The 14,728-nt window shown below is 35.9% G+C and carries 10 protein-coding genes, 1 tRNA gene and 1 pseudogene; 2 read left to right on the forward strand and 10 right to left on the reverse strand.

The features are described from left to right. Nucleotides 1-144 precede the first annotated feature (144 nt). From ACFEL3_RS01360 to ACFEL3_RS01405, 10 genes and pseudogenes are all read right to left on the reverse strand, one after another. Complete coding sequence (locus tag ACFEL3_RS01360; RefSeq protein WP_236514644.1) at nucleotides 145-336, reverse strand: hypothetical protein; 192 nt, start codon at nucleotides 334-336, stop codon at nucleotides 145-147. A gap of 338 nt (nucleotides 337-674) precedes the next feature. Then, nucleotides 675-5,267, reverse strand: a complete 4,593-nt coding sequence (locus ACFEL3_RS01365) for a cytoplasmic incompatibility factor CifB (protein WP_320109415.1) — start codon at nucleotides 5,265-5,267, stop codon at nucleotides 675-677. A 13-nt stretch (nucleotides 5,268-5,280) separates the two neighbouring features. After that, nucleotides 5,281-6,723: a cytoplasmic incompatibility factor CifA gene (locus ACFEL3_RS01370; protein WP_265039521.1), complete on the reverse strand. Its 1,443-nt coding sequence runs from the start codon at nucleotides 6,721-6,723 to the stop codon at nucleotides 5,281-5,283. Nucleotides 6,724-6,839: 116 nt separating this feature from the next. Continuing rightward, nucleotides 6,840-7,559: an Rpn family recombination-promoting nuclease/putative transposase gene (locus ACFEL3_RS01375; protein ID WP_265041354.1), complete on the reverse strand. Its 720-nt coding sequence runs from the start codon at nucleotides 7,557-7,559 to the stop codon at nucleotides 6,840-6,842. A 63-nt stretch (nucleotides 7,560-7,622) separates the two neighbouring features. Then, nucleotides 7,623-9,170, reverse strand: coding sequence for a group II intron reverse transcriptase/maturase (gene ltrA / locus ACFEL3_RS01380; RefSeq protein WP_006280223.1), 1,548 nt, complete (start codon nucleotides 9,168-9,170; stop codon nucleotides 7,623-7,625). A 37-nt stretch (nucleotides 9,171-9,207) separates the two neighbouring features. Next, entirely contained in the window at nucleotides 9,208-9,351 is a 144-nt protein-coding gene (locus tag ACFEL3_RS01385) for a hypothetical protein (RefSeq protein WP_173862902.1), read from the reverse strand. 454 nt (nucleotides 9,352-9,805) lie between these two features. Beyond that, nucleotides 9,806-10,051, reverse strand: a pseudogene (locus tag ACFEL3_RS01390) (PD-(D/E)XK nuclease family transposase); the annotation flags it as partial. Nucleotides 10,052-10,358: 307 nt separating this feature from the next. Further along, nucleotides 10,359-12,179, reverse strand: a complete 1,821-nt coding sequence (gene glmS, locus ACFEL3_RS01395; protein ID WP_010962662.1) for a glutamine--fructose-6-phosphate transaminase (isomerizing) — start codon at nucleotides 12,177-12,179, stop codon at nucleotides 10,359-10,361. 80 nt (nucleotides 12,180-12,259) lie between these two features. Beyond that, on the reverse strand, nucleotides 12,260-12,631 hold the full coding sequence (gene yajC, locus ACFEL3_RS01400; protein WP_010081840.1) for a preprotein translocase subunit YajC: 372 nt from the start codon (nucleotides 12,629-12,631) through the stop codon (nucleotides 12,260-12,262). 137 nt (nucleotides 12,632-12,768) lie between these two features. After that, nucleotides 12,769-12,845: transfer RNA gene (locus ACFEL3_RS01405), tRNA-Asp, on the reverse strand. A gap of 191 nt (nucleotides 12,846-13,036) precedes the next feature. Between ACFEL3_RS01405 and rpsB the strand changes: the two genes are divergently transcribed. Continuing rightward, entirely contained in the window at nucleotides 13,037-13,885 is an 849-nt protein-coding gene (rpsB, locus tag ACFEL3_RS01410; protein WP_010962661.1) for a 30S ribosomal protein S2, read from the forward strand. Further along, on the forward strand, nucleotides 13,866-14,726 hold the full coding sequence (gene tsf, locus ACFEL3_RS01415; protein ID WP_070356839.1) for a translation elongation factor Ts: 861 nt from the start codon (nucleotides 13,866-13,868) through the stop codon (nucleotides 14,724-14,726). Before rpsB ends, tsf begins: the two co-directional genes overlap by 20 nt. Nucleotides 14,727-14,728: the final 2 nt, after the last annotated feature.

Consider the following 14,728-nt stretch of genomic DNA (forward strand, 5'->3'; position numbering starts at 1 on the left):
CAATGTAGATGATTTTAGCGCATAATCAAATTACCATATAAAAAAGTTCGTATGGTACAATTGGTAGACCAACGCATCCCAAAACGAACGATTCTCACACTTACCTGTTTTGGGTTGCTAAACATGGTTATATTACTTAAAATATTAACAAAATATTGCTAAACTAATATTATTGAACTCGGAAATAACAGAAAAATTTATAACAGTTTTTATCCCCAATAGAACGAAATCCTTTTTATTGGTATCGTCCTTTTTGTGAAAAATATTCTTAACTTCTCTACCACTTTTTCTGGCTAAGGTTACTTCTTGATTTCTTTCTACTTTCTTTGCAGACATGCTCTAAACATTGGATTGTTAAACGCTTGGCTCTCCAATTTTAGACGTATGAGTAAGGATTATGACCATTCTCCTCTCACTTCAAAAAACAACATCTTTTTTTATATGATCACTATTATGCTTCACAAATTGGCTCATTCTTGAGTTTGAAGACATGCTCTAAGTATGTATAAAACCAATTTATTATCAACATATACACTAACTATAATTTAGACACCTCTATACAGGGTGCAAATAGAAAGTATTTTTTATCTCACAACACAACTTAAGATTCAATTTTTATAATTTTCTTGTTGAACTACAAGACGGCATCTTTCTATAGATGAAATTTCACAACTTCAGAAAGAAACAGATTGATACCTTTGTGACTCCTTCGATTGATTATTTATTGTTACACTATCCAGATAATGATTAGGATTACCATCTGATTTGCTATTATTCTTTGACAGTTGGCTTTTCTGCTTACTACTAATTATGGCAGTCAAAAGATATTCTATTAATTGCTTCATAGAAAACTTAAGCTCTGAGCTACGCTTGTGTTCTGCTTCCTTAACTTCTCGATTCGAACCTTCAAAAGGAATTGCTTTGGTTGCTTGTACTACCTCTTTTACATTTTTGCTATTTTGTAAGTTATCAAGATATTCTCTAGCTATCATGCTCACTTCTTTTTTATCTAAATAATCTAGAAATTTTTCACTATTTAACTTCATATCAGCATTAATAAGCAACGGTACGCTACCTTTTACATTAATTTTAGTCCCAAAGTCATATAATCGTACTCTGGATACTTCTTGACCATTAATTTTAATAAGGCCAAGCTCTTTATCTTGTTTTGCAAGAAGTTGTCGTTCTGTTTGTATTTCTTTTGTTAAGGTTTGCTTATCTTTATCAGCTAGTAGGTCATTAGCTTGATTAACATTAAAGTGTTCAATGAGAAAGCCTTTTTCTCCTATTTCATAGCCAGCAAATTCTATTCCTTTTTCCACAACTTGCATAAGCTGATCAACGCTTTTTAGTTCAGAAATAAATGCCGCATTGCTATCAAAATACGCGTAATTATCACCTATTCTGTAAATGGCTACAACATGGTTACTTGTTACTAAATGAAGAGCAAAATCATCATTAATTTCAGCTATATAATTTGATAAATTACTAAACATTTTATAACTCCTACTATGAGTTAAACTTGAAGGCAAAGTGCTTGTAACACAATCTACCTGCTCTTCAAAACTACTAAGCAGCTTACTAAAAGTAAAAACCTCTTTTTCTTCCTTTCTAGATATCTGCTTACCTTGAGCTATACGCTCATAAATTTCAGTTGAAGTTTTTAGAGTATTCAAAAATGATTTGTTTTCGTGTAAAGATAAAGCTTGAGATAAACCACGGGTAGTTGCTACGCATTTACCATTAACATTAACTCCTCGCTCTTCAAAAGAAGGCAAATAAAGGCCTTGTTTCACTAATTCAATAGATGCATTTGGAAAGCTGCTGGATACAAACTGCAAAAGTGCTGCCTGTTGCTCTTTATTGAAATGTGATAACTGTGGACTAAGAGACGCTAAGTATTCTAATAGTAAGCGACGGATTTCAGGGTTATTCTGATTGTTTATAATAAAAGACATGACACTATCAGGATTACCAGCATCATCAGAACGAGCTCTACCAGCATTAGTATTAACGTCTTGAAGTTCTCTTGAGATATCTCTTCTCAGAACTTTAAAGTATTCTTCATTTCTAAGATTGTTTTCATCAACTATATTATTCAGGCCTGGAACATTTAATGTAAGAGAATTACGCATTTCATCTAACACACCTCCACCTCGGTTTCCAAGATTGTTATTTTGCTGTAAAACTTCATTAATATCTCTAGCATTTTCTAATGCCCAGAAGCCACAATTATATCCATCTCTTTGCTGTACTAACCGATTACCTTGCTGATCAATAAGAATATTATGGAGAGTAACATTATTATCTTCTAAAACTCGTCTAACACTATTTAGAACATTATGACCAAGTGAGTCAGCATAGTAACCAATATAATTCCCATTTCGGTAATCAATCACTAATGTGACCCAATGATTACCGCCTAAATTAACAATTAAAATTGACCTTCGAGGTCCTACATCTCCCTCATTTTTAAAATGTCTAATATGAGTTTTCAAAACGTCGACCTGATTACCGCTAATACCAATAACATTAAACCGCATTTCATCCACAACTGGGAAATTATATCTTTGTGTCATTGCAACATAAGTTATATCATGTTGTTGAAGCCAATAATGATAATAGCCATTGTCTGTTGCAAAATCTAGTGTAACTAGATCATTAACATCTTGTATGCTATTACGATCTCCAAGAATATTGTTTATTCGTTCTAATATTCCTTGTGCTGCAGGAGTACCACTTCCCCTTATTCTTGACTTTAGTGTTTCTATTGCCTGTGCTCTAGTACCTTGCAAGTAACTAAACGGAACATGTAGATTGTCGTCTATATCAAGCAAAAAAATCGAATTTTGTCCTGATGCTTTTTCTTCGTAAAAACGCCTAAAGTTTTCACGAGTCTGATCTGATAATAGACCTTCTGGTGGATTTTCATCAATAACACTTTCAGGTCCCACTAATCCTCCTGGTCTTGAGCTGCGACCATGACGATCAAGCCTGTGTACATACTCTTCTCTTCCTATCCCTTCTGGGAAAAGTATAAGATTACCTGCTTCGTGTGCATCTCTATTAAACACAATAGGAAACAAAACCACCTCATTTCCAGAAGTAATAGGTATAAATCCTCTGTGTTGTTTCTTAAGTCTTCCGATTTCTTGTCTCGCATCATTTTGCTGTTGTCCTACTTCTTCTGCATTATTAGCAAGCCTTAACACATATCCAATTGGGTGAGTATCTAGGTCATTCTCTCTAAGTTGTCTTAATAATAAAAGATCTAATCTCTGTTCTGTAATTCTTGTGAGTATTACCCTTTCTCCTTCTTCTTCCTGACCCCTTTTCAAACTATACGTTTGACCAACTTTATACATAGCAAGCACTTTATAAGGATTATCACTAGCATAAAATGTACCATGTAGTATAGAACGGAACTTATCCTCACTATTAACATTTATTGCATCCACAAGCGGCATCAATGCTCCAGAGATCTCTTGAAATAGTCCTCTATGCTGACTTACATTTTTCCAGCCATCATTCATAACTTGATTCAAAGTATTATGTACATTTTCAGCATTAGGCACTTGTACAAGATCACCATCAAGAAAATCATTTGTATTATTATTTTGATAATTGGGATATAAATCAAGGTCATTTGGTAGATCAATATCTAGTTCAAGTTGATTATTAAGTGTGCATGAAATTTCCCATACACGAGGATTATTTCTACCAATATCAAGAGTTTGTAAATTGATGACTTCTTGTTGTTGTGAATCGTAAGCTCCAATATGAAGTATAACTATATCAGAACCTTCAGCATGAAAGACCATAGTTAAACGTCTTAAATTCTCATCGTTATATCTAAATACATACTTTGCTACAGGTAATTCCCCTCCCCCTGCGAGTTGTAAATGATGCCTATCAAAAGCACTATTTCCAAAAGCAAAACCAGTTATACAATCAAATATTCTATCATAATTCTCTGCATTTCTTGGTATTTCAGTAGGAAGATGTTGAAGCAAGAAATCTCTAACATTTTCTCTAATGCCTTCATTCTCTACACACTCAAATAATCTTTGTACTAACGGGAATTTACCCTGTTGAAGCCCTACTGTATCAACACTAAAAGGATCTATATTTAAATTAAAATTTAATCCAACACAAACAGTATGTTCTGATGTGGTATGAATAGGTATAAATGAAGAAGTGTGTAACCTTCCAGCGTAGCCTATGGCACAGTTTAATGTAACATCTGACGGTGTGTCAAATATAGCAAGATTAATAACAATAGGAATATTTTCTCTTTCTGCTTGATGACGTACAAGAAATGCAACATGTGAGTTTCTAGGAGATAAGTCAAGGTCAATATCTATTGTGCAAAGATGACTAAAATTCGCTAAAAAACCTAATAAAAACCCATGACTCTCAAACTTTTGATTGCGATCTTGAATATCATTTTCTAATGTACCTGCGTAATTACGATAGATTCGAGTTATATATCTAAAAATTACTGTGCTATTGTCTCGTAAAGTTCGTACAACTCCACTTCTTAACATTTCCGCAAAGTTATCAATTCTTTGTTGACCTGGTGCAATTTGCACAAAATTGACCAACCTACCAAGTTGTCTACGCTGATTTTGATTGAGTTGTCTTCCTTCTATTTGCTTAATTGTTAGTCTGTGATCTCCTAAGAGCCGTCTAATAAGATTGATTTCAGATGCTGAATATTTGGCAAATTTATCCCTACCTTGACGATCTTTTTCACGAATTACCTCGAATACTGTTGCAATTGCCTCTCCCTGACTCTTGCCCTTTCCATGCATGCATACTTTGTATTGCTCAAAATTTAGGTCCTCTTCTCTCAAATTCGGATTTTGCCGTCTAACCTCTCGCACTAGAGCATTTCTCTCCCTTGTACTGAACCTTAGCCCATCACTGTTAGGACGATCAGAAATACTGTAGCATCTGACAACTTGCTGTCCGTCACGATTACGAGTCAAAATGACAACTTTTAGATTTCCCGTATTTCGATTTTCACCATTACGTGGATTAACACCATGGTTATCAAAACGAAAATAGACTCTCTCATTTGTGTTTAAGATATTAGCATCATGTGCAGTGGCAAACATACTAAAAAAGAATACAGGAAGGAAACGACCTGCATTCACATAATTCAAGAAAGATGGACATTGATCTAAAAAAGATTCAAATCTTTGTCTGAAATCTTCAAGATCTCCATCTACTAAACTCCTAATAAGTCCATCACGATTATTCATATAAGATACCCCTCTATTTTCTACGGCTAGAAACACCGCTTACACTAGGAGCTTCAAACTTAGACTGCGGACCATCACCAGAACCATCAAGTAGCAAAGATGTTTTCTTACTACCATAAGCTTGAGATCGTGTCCGTAAATCATACCTAGGGCCATCACCTCCAGGACCAGGAGGTAAAGTTGCTTTCTCTAATTCAGAGAATAACTCTTCTGCAAATGGACCATAATCTACATTTACTTTCTTGCCTTTCCTACCACATAATCTAAGGTCTTCTATCATAACTTCTTTGAAGGACTCAAACTTTTCAGGGAAGCGATCCTTGGCAAATAACATTATCTCTAATATTTCTTTTTTTTCATCAGACTTACGACCAGATCTTTCCCAATTAACCACTAACCCTGCAAGTGCATTTTCTATAGGAACTTGGAAGTTAGAAGTATCGACAGCAGCCTCTTTGTGTTTATAAAAGCGACCACATCTCCACATTTCCATAATAAGAGATCTAGCTTGAGCATTAAACTCAGGATTTTCCAACATAACATTTGAAAGTGAGGAAAGAAGAAGTTTATATTCTTCATATGAGAATATTTCCTCTGAATGATCTCCGCCTCCACGTTCTGAAACTCCTTTATAACACCAGCACTGTACTAAATCATGAACCGTATCAAAAAAACATGCCTCTATTAATTCAGCAAAAAGGGAATATACTCCTTTATCTTTCTGCGATAATTTCTGCAAAAGAGTATCTTTGTCAGCTACCTTATTTACACAAAAATCTAAAATAGGAGCATCTTTCTCAACAGATTGAACGCGAGATAGAGCAATAATAGCTTCTGTAAGCTTCTTTTCTTTATCTTCTTCTTTTAGATGACTATAAAAATACTCTACTCCTTCACTCCACTTAAGTTTTACAGCACTGTTAAAGCCTTCTACTGCATCATACTTCTTTAATTCCCCAGATTCTCTATCAATCCAGAAATCAAACACGCTACCATTTCTTTTTATAGTATCTAGTAGGGAGTTTCGTACGTATTTATCAGTTATAGGATTACCACTACCATCACGCGCACCAGGACGAAAACCGTTCTTGAGAAACTCAAATCTTTTTTGAAAGAGAGGATGAATTTTATCTACTACACAGTAACTACAAGCCATCTCATATTTGCGAAGTGGATTATCTATTCCACCTATTTTTTCTTCAGTAAGTCTTTGACCTAAAACAGCATTATTTAATCTTATACCTGACCAGCAACTTTCATCTTGGAATACATTGTGCAAAAACTTCAACTTATCACCCTTAAAGTATTTGATGTGCTCCATAAAGTTATCTTGAAGGACTCCCACCCATCTCTTGATAGCTGACTTCCTCCCTGCAACAACTGCTGGATCTGGATGTTTAATAGCTTCCTGTAATTTTTTGGACATCGTAGCCCGAAGCTCTTTCTGTGTTGGCATTAACCCCCCCTATTAAGTATTAACAGTGTCATGTAAAAAAGGCATTATACAGACATTAGAATGGATTGCAATATTAAAATTACTAGAATAGAGGGTTTAATAAAAAAACGTTATGGCTAAAACTTCTTTTCTTGAATTTTCTCAATATAATCAACAGAAAGACCAGTAGTTTGAGTTATAATGTCAATAGAAACTCCTGCTTTAAGTAGATTCCTTGCGACCTCAATTTTCTCTGCTTTTCTGCCTTTTTCATGTCCGATGAGGATACCTTCTTCTCTACCTTTTTCAGTAGCATCATCAAGACGTTGTTCCCAAATAGCAGCTTCTTTCTGTAAATCCATGACCCTTTCTTCATAAGCTACCAGATCTTTCTCATTCCAATGAAATTTGTCTAACTCATCATATGCTAGCTTTATTATTGGTGATTTTTCTGCTATTTTTCTTAAATCTTCATCGGTCGTTTCTTCTGCATATTTGAAGAAAAATAGCCAACGATCTACTACATTTTCTAGCTGCTCTTCTCTACTCTTAGGAAACTTTGGTAACTCAATGAAAATAAATTGAAAATCTTTTAAGTCATGCTCGTTAGTTTTTTCATCTCTTATGGTATGGCTAGATATATAATCAAGCTTATCAGGAAATAAATTACAGTTAGAAATAGCAATAAAGAAAACCTTCTTTAAATCAATGTACTTACCACCTTTATCAGCCTGCCTTGAGTAAGCCTTAGCAGCATAAAGTTGAGCACGTTTTTCAAAGCCTTTATCACGAGCAAGCTGGGTTAGGTAAGGAAGTAGTATTGCTACTACTCCCTCCCTTAGAAACGCAGCATGCAGGTTTCCCCACACTACGCTTGAGCCCCTTATCTAAGTCCTTCTTTTCTCGAACCGGCTTGTCCTTCATGATTCCTCAGAAAACATCATTCTTAATGGTGACACCAACAGTAGAGAACCTTCTCTTGAGAAAGAGCTTGCTAACATTTTTGTTTGTTTCACTCTTTCATCAAAATACTTTTTCCATTTTAAGTCAAGTGGATTTGCATCCGCCCTGATTTTAACATGTCGTCTGATAGGTATATCAATCAACCTAAGCAGTCTTAAATACCTTATCTCTTTCGGTTTGTTCTTGCATATGGGTGCAGCAAAGACCCATTGGCGTTGTTTCATTACCTTGAAGTAACGATTCTTTATCCAACGTAATCCTTTACGAGGATGTCTTTTCTTTGCCCATTTCCATAGAGCACACATAATTTCATGGTCTATTTTGTTAAAAGCTCTTTTCGCACACACATGGCTGTAGTAATTTCCCCATCCCCTTAATAGGGAATTGAGCAACTTGATTAGTACGGCCTGAGTGTTCGCTATGTTTGCCTTTATCAATGTACGTGCTTTATTAAGAAGTTTCTTAATACTTTCTTTTGAAGGTTTTATAATTAACTTCTTATTATACCTGCGTACATTACAACCAAGAAAGTCAAACCCTGTTGTAATAGATGTAATTTTTGTTTTCTCTTCGGAAAGGATAAGACCTCTCTCCTGAAGAAAGGACGATACTAGAGGTTTTACTTCATTTTCCAGTACTTCACGTGTGATTCCTGAAATGATAAAGTCATCTGCGTACCTGATTACATTTACTCCACTTCTGATTTTGCTTCTTCTTTTACTGCCAAGTTTACCAAATTGACTTTCCAATGATTTTTCAAGTCCATTTAGGGCTAGATTTGCTAGTATTGGAGAGATGATACTACCTTGTGGGGTACCTGCAGTTGTGGAATACAGAGTTTTTGATTCTAGGAAGCCAGCTTTTAACCAGCTATGAAGAATTTTCTTCTCCATAGGAATATGCTTCATGAGCCATTCATGGTTAATGTTATCAAAACACCCTTTAATATCACCTTCGAGTATCCATTGTAGTTGGTTACGGCTTGCCAGTAACAAGTGACAAGCCACAGTAGCGTCTGCGCAGGATCTTTTTGGTCTAAAACCATAAGAGTGACGATCACTGATCGTTTCAGCTATCGGTTCCAAAGCAAACAAGTATAATGCTTGCATGGCTCTATCTTTTATCGTAGGGATTCCAAGAGGTCTTCTTTTGCCATTAGACTTACTGATGTATATCCGTTTTAGCGGAGAAGGTTTGTATCCTCTTTGTTTTAATAGCTTTATTCCTTGAAATTTTGTGTTGCAAGTTGACCATATTTGACGATCTACACCTGCTGTGTTTTTTCCTTGGTTTTCAGTTACTCTCTTAACCGCCAAAGCTTTGCCGCTAAAAGAGCGTGTGAGAAGGTGTTGTAAAGTTTTCACCTTACCCCATCTGCCTTGTTGGACAGCCTTAACAATACGCCTCTGTAGCCTCATAACAACTTTTTGGCATTTCTTCCAGGGTAACTGGTTCCATGCTTCGGAGTTATTGGTAGGTGCACTTACAGTTGTACTTGTAATCATCTGCTTTCCTACCTTAAGTGGTTAACAAAGTTTCTTGTCATGAGGGACCAAATGGAAGTCTGCTCGTTTTCACGCGAATTAATGTTACAAATTCTATCCATTTCGTTACAAAATGGCATTCGCTTTCTCCATTATCCTTTACCTGCACATCCATCAGCATTCCTTGCGGGTTGCCTGCCATATAGGCGAAAATACAGGCTTATCCTGTTCCTTTTGTCATACAATAGTGGGTTAGGTGGCTTCTCTATACCGGTGGAATTATTATTTGCGTACATCCAGAAATGAAAAATGTAACTCATCCACATTACCTTTTGGTCGGAGCTTATCAGCATCTTTAGCTCTTTAATCGTTACGATACTTATGAAGCTTCACTTACGTTCACCATACCACTAAGCCTAGCCCTCCAACCACATGATGCTTGTAGTTTATGCTTTCTCTCACGATTGAGCATCTTCTTTATCAAGAGGAGGTTCATTGTCCGCGTCGCTCGGCACCAACTGGTTACCCAATTCGCACTGATGCGTAGACTCAGATGGCAAAACATCTGGTTCAATAAGCTTTAGAATCCTTTCAGTTTCTTTCTGAATGAATTCCTCTCCTTTTAAACAATATGACCGAAGGCTTTCAGGTCGCACCATTTCAATCACATACCTAGCCCCACTAGAGTCCCTGCAAAGAACATCAACTATACTTTGCTTATCAGAGGCAATTTCAGGATCCATTATAGTACTGAGGAATTCCACTTCTTGTATAGTATTTATCTCGGTAAACCCTAAAATATCATTCAAAAAATGTATGAGAATATTCTTATTTTTTTCAGTGCCAAATATTTTTTTGAAGGTTAAATCCAGCTTAGGGTCGAGAAACTTAGATAAAGCCATAGCCAAAGTGCTTAAAAATATTAATAATTATACACTATTATTAACAATTATTCAACCATATTTTTGAAGATAGCTATGCCGCCGCGAACCGTCATACCGCCGCGGTATCTCTAGATCCCGCTAACAAGCAGCGGGATGACGAATTACTTAACCGTCATACCACCGCGAACCTTCATACCGCCGCGGTATCTCGGCATAGATTCCGCTAACAAGTAGCGGAATGACGATTGTGTATCGTGTTTTGCTAAAAATCACAGAATGCAGTCTGGTCACCTTAATTAGAAGTTTAGCTTTAACTTTAAATGGACTACTCAACCGTGACAGACTTAGCTAAATTTCTTGGACAATCTGCATCTAACCCTTTTTTTGCTGCAGTAAAGTAAGCAAGGAATTGCATAGCAACACTGTAGATGATTGGAGAGATAAAATTATCAGTGTCTGGAAGTTGCACCACATCTGCGCAAACTCCCCTTAGGAATGGCGCTCCTTGTTTATCACTGAAGGCAATTACTTTGCCTTTTCTTGCAATAATCTCTTGTATATTAGATAGCGTTTTAAAGAATAAATCATCATAAGGGATAATTGCTATAACAAGCACAGTAGAGTCTATTAAAGCAATAGAACCATGCTTCATTTCTCCCGCTGCAATACCAGTTGTATTGATATATGAAAGCTCTTTTATTTTCAATGCGCCTTCCATTGCAACTCCGTATGAACTTCCTCTGCCGATTAAAATAACGTTATTGTGTTCTAATATACTGTCCGATATATGTTGTATTTTCATCACATTCAAAACGTGCTCAACATACTCGGGAATAGAGTTAATAGCGTTGCTTAGCTGTTTTATTCTCTCTCCACCCAGTACACCTTTTATTTTTCCAAGCTCCACGGCAAAGCATGCTAAAGTTGCAAGTTGCGCAGAAAAGGTTTTTGTTGAAGCAACACCAATTTCTGGCCCAGCAAGAGTATGTAACACAATATCTGAGATCTTTTCAATGCTGCTGCTAAATGTATTAGTTATACTAATGATTGTTTGCTTCTGTGATTTTGCATAACGCAGCGCTTCTATGGTATCTGCAGTTTCACCAGATTGAGAGATAAATAACCCAATGCTGCCTTCTTCCAGCTTGACGTTGCTATACCTAAATTCTGATGAGATTTCTAGATATACTCGAACTTGAGCGACATTTTCCAGCCAATACTTTGCTATTAGCCCAGCAAAATAAGATGACCCGCATCCAACTATAGTAATGTAACTCAGCTCAGAAAACAATTTTTTGTTAGCAAATATTACCTCTTTATATTGCTTGTAAAATTGATTTATTGTTTTGTTTAATGCACGCGGTTGCTCAAAAATCTCTTTTAACATGAAGCTAGGGTAACCATTTTTGCTAATTAGAAAATCACTTGGACTACTATTTTCTATACTGCGTTTAACTTGTGTACCATTGTTGTATATACTAACTCCACTAGATTTTATCACTGCAATGTCATCATCTTCCAAATGCGATATTCTTTCCACAAATGCACTTAAAGCATTAGAGTCAGATGCAGCAAACACTGTGTTACAGTTATAGCCTATTGCTAAAGGCAAATTTCTCTTCGCAACAAATAAGGCGTCTGGATATTCTGCAAATAATAAGACCAAGGCAAATGAGCCATGTAAGTTGTTTAAACACTTAAATAGAGAATCAATTGGCGACAATCCTTCATCAAGATATAAGGTTAGCATGTTTGGTATGATCTCTGTGTCAGTGTCAGTATGGAATGACATGCCCCTTTCTTCTAGACCCTTTTTTAGCAGATTGTAATTCTCAATTATGCCGTTATGAGCAACAACAACATTATTTGTACGAATGGGGTGAGCATTTTTAAGGCCTGGGACTCCATGTGTAGCCCAGCGAGTATGTGCTATACCAACTGTACTGTGAGACATCTTGCTGTCATCAACAACTTCACATAACCTTTCGACTTTACCTTCTGATTTTTTGACTTCTATCTTACCTTCGTTATTTATGATTGCTATACCTGAGGAATCATATCCCCTATATTCCAATTTTTGTAACCCAGTTAGTAAGGTTGGTATTACTGAATCACCGCTACTTACTACACCAAATATTCCGCACACAAATGGATCACCAAACAAACTTTTTTCTAAACATGTTAAGCATTTTTGCCTTTATTACTGGTTGATTTATATTCTTTTTATCATTCTTTCGATTTTACCTTTTTAATTGGTTTAGCTGCTACTTTTTGAGTTTCTTTGCTTAAAACCTCAGATATAGCGGACTTTAGAACTTTTATCTCAACTTTTGGTGCTATTTCTATTATAAATTGTGCATTTGCCTCATCAACTTTATTAACTTCACCTATTATTCCACCAGAAGTAATGACTGTATCACCACGTTTTATTTGATCTATCATCTTTCTATGTTCTTTTAGTTTTTTTTGTTGCGGGCGAATAATGAGAAAATAAAATACCACAAATATTAAAATCAGTGGAATAAAACTAGCAAAAGATGCGCCGATACTTGATGTATTGCTAGTTGCATCTGCTGCAAAAACTTCAGAAATGAGCATATTTAATCCTAATTGTTAATGATAAAAACAAACCTATTTAAGTATTAATTACAATACCATGCCATGTCAAGTTTGGTGAAGGCGTTTCTCAATACCGGCAATAATACTGCGAATTCTAAGTTATGCTAAAACTAATATGGCGGGAGTGATGAGACTTGAACTCACGACCTCATGCGTGACAGGCATGCGCTCTAACCAACTGAGCTACACCCCCCTAATTTCTTTTTAGCATTTTCGGGCTTCAACTTTAAAGCTAATAAACATGTTGCCCTTTGTCAATATTTTTTGTTTGCGCTTTGCTGTCTTTTCTATTACTATGTAAATAATTTAATTTCACACATGGCTTGTACAAGTAGTCCCATTAGGGTTATGCCATGGAAGATAAACTATTTGGAGGAATGATATATGACAAATTTGCCTAAAGTCACTGTGCGTGATTTAGCTGAATCTGGTGTACATTTTGGTCACAAAATTAGTCGCTGGAACGCAAAAATGGCTCCATACATATATGGAGTGCATCAAGAAAATCGTATACATATAATTGATTTGCGAAAAACACTACCATTGCTACAGGTGGCCATGAAGGCTTTATATGACGTTGCATTTCAAGGTGGTCGCATTCTATTTGTTGGTACAAAGTTTCAAGCTTTTGATATTATTGCAAGTGAAGCGATTCGTTGTGGTCAATATTATGTGAATCATCGTTGGCTTGGTGGTATGCTTACTAATTGGGGCACTGTTTCTTCTTCGATAAAAACCTTGATGCAATATGAGAAAATATTAAATGACGAGGATAGCATTTTAACAAAGAAAGAATTGGGAAACATTGAAAAGAAAAAGCAAAAGCTTGATAAGGCGCTTGGCGGTATTAGAGAAATGGGAGCAATTCCTGATATCTTATTCATCATTGATACTAATAAAGAGCATATAGCGGTTAAGGAGGCTAAGAAGTTAGGAATTCCAATAGTTGCAATACTTGATACTAATTCTGATCCAGATGGTATTACTTATCTAATACCTGGAAATGATGACTCAAGAAAATCAATAGAGCTCTATTGTAAATTAGCTACCGACTCTATATTAGCTGGAATAGAGTCTAGTCTAGCAAAATCTGGAGTTAAGATTGATGATATAAGGGGTGATGAGTTTATTCAAGAAAAAGAAGATGGTATTGTGCAAACTAAAAGGAGACGTAGTAAAGTTTACAAAGAAGAAGAAAGGGAGGTAGTAACAAATGAAGATGAATCCAGATGATATAAGAGAATTACGTGATAGAACAGGGCTTGGCTTAAGTGACTGTAAAAAAGCATTAGAAGAATGTGATGGTGACATTAAGAAAGCCGTTGATAAGTTACGTACAATAGGTCTTGCTAAAGCTGACAAAAAATCTGATAGAGTAGCTTCAGATGGGCTCGTTGCTATGTGTTTGACTGAAAATTGTGGTGTATTGATTGAACTCAATTGCGAAACCGATTTTGTCGCAAGGAATGAGAAATTTATAGAGTTAGTTTTAAATTTAGCATCAATTGCTCATCAAGAACGCTGTACTAGCGTTGATGAGTTAAAAAATGCCAAGTATGAAAGCATTGGCACAGTGCAGGAAGCTATTATGAATGGTACGTCAGTTCTTGGTGAGAAGCTAGAGTTAAGCAAGCTTTGTTACTTAGAAGCTAAGGATGGAGTTATTGCTGGCTACGTACATGGTGATGTGTGTGGCTTAGGTAAGATTGGTGCTTTAATTGCATTGCAATCATCTGGTGATAAGGCGAAGCTACAAGAGATTGGGAAACAAATAGCTATGCATGTAGTTGCTATGAAGCCTGAAGCTTTGTCTATAGATGATTTAGATCAAATGAAGTTGAACAACGAACGTTCTATAATTGAAGAGCAAGTGAGGAGCTTAAATAAACCTGAAGAAGTAGCAAAAAAAATAGTAGATGGACGAATGGCTAAGTACTATGAAGAAGTTGTTTTACTGGAGCAAAAATTTATAAAGGATGATAAGATGAAGATTTCTGATTTTATAAAATCAAGCGAGTTGAGTGCTGTTAAACTCTCTAATTACAAGTTACTTGTTTTGGGTGATGCAGATTAAAT

It is taken from the genome of Wolbachia endosymbiont (group A) of Opomyza germinationis (genome assembly GCF_964264765.1).
GTDB classification, from domain to species: domain Bacteria; phylum Pseudomonadota; class Alphaproteobacteria; order Rickettsiales; family Anaplasmataceae; genus Wolbachia; species Wolbachia pipientis.

Excerpts from the sequence above, each read along its gene's own strand:
- ACFEL3_RS01385 (WP_173862902.1), bottom strand. The coding sequence starts at position 9,351 with ATGGCAGGCAACCCGCAAGGAATGCTGATGGATGTGCAGGTAAAGGAT.
- ACFEL3_RS01365 (WP_320109415.1), bottom strand. The coding sequence starts at position 5,267 with ATGAATAATCGTGATGGACTTATTAGGAGTTTAGTAGATGGAGATCTT.
- ltrA (WP_006280223.1), bottom strand. The coding sequence starts at position 9,170 with ATGATTACAAGTACAACTGTAAGTGCACCTACCAATAACTCCGAAGCA.
- yajC (WP_010081840.1), bottom strand. The coding sequence starts at position 12,631 with ATGCTCATTTCTGAAGTTTTTGCAGCAGATGCAACTAGCAATACATCA.
- ACFEL3_RS01360 (WP_236514644.1), bottom strand. The coding sequence starts at position 336 with ATGTCTGCAAAGAAAGTAGAAAGAAATCAAGAAGTAACCTTAGCCAGA.
- rpsB (WP_010962661.1), top strand. The coding sequence starts at position 13,037 with ATGACAAATTTGCCTAAAGTCACTGTGCGTGATTTAGCTGAATCTGGT.
- ACFEL3_RS01370 (WP_265039521.1), bottom strand. The coding sequence starts at position 6,723 with ATGCCAACACAGAAAGAGCTTCGGGCTACGATGTCCAAAAAATTACAG.
- tsf (WP_070356839.1), top strand. The coding sequence starts at position 13,866 with ATGAAGATGAATCCAGATGATATAAGAGAATTACGTGATAGAACAGGG.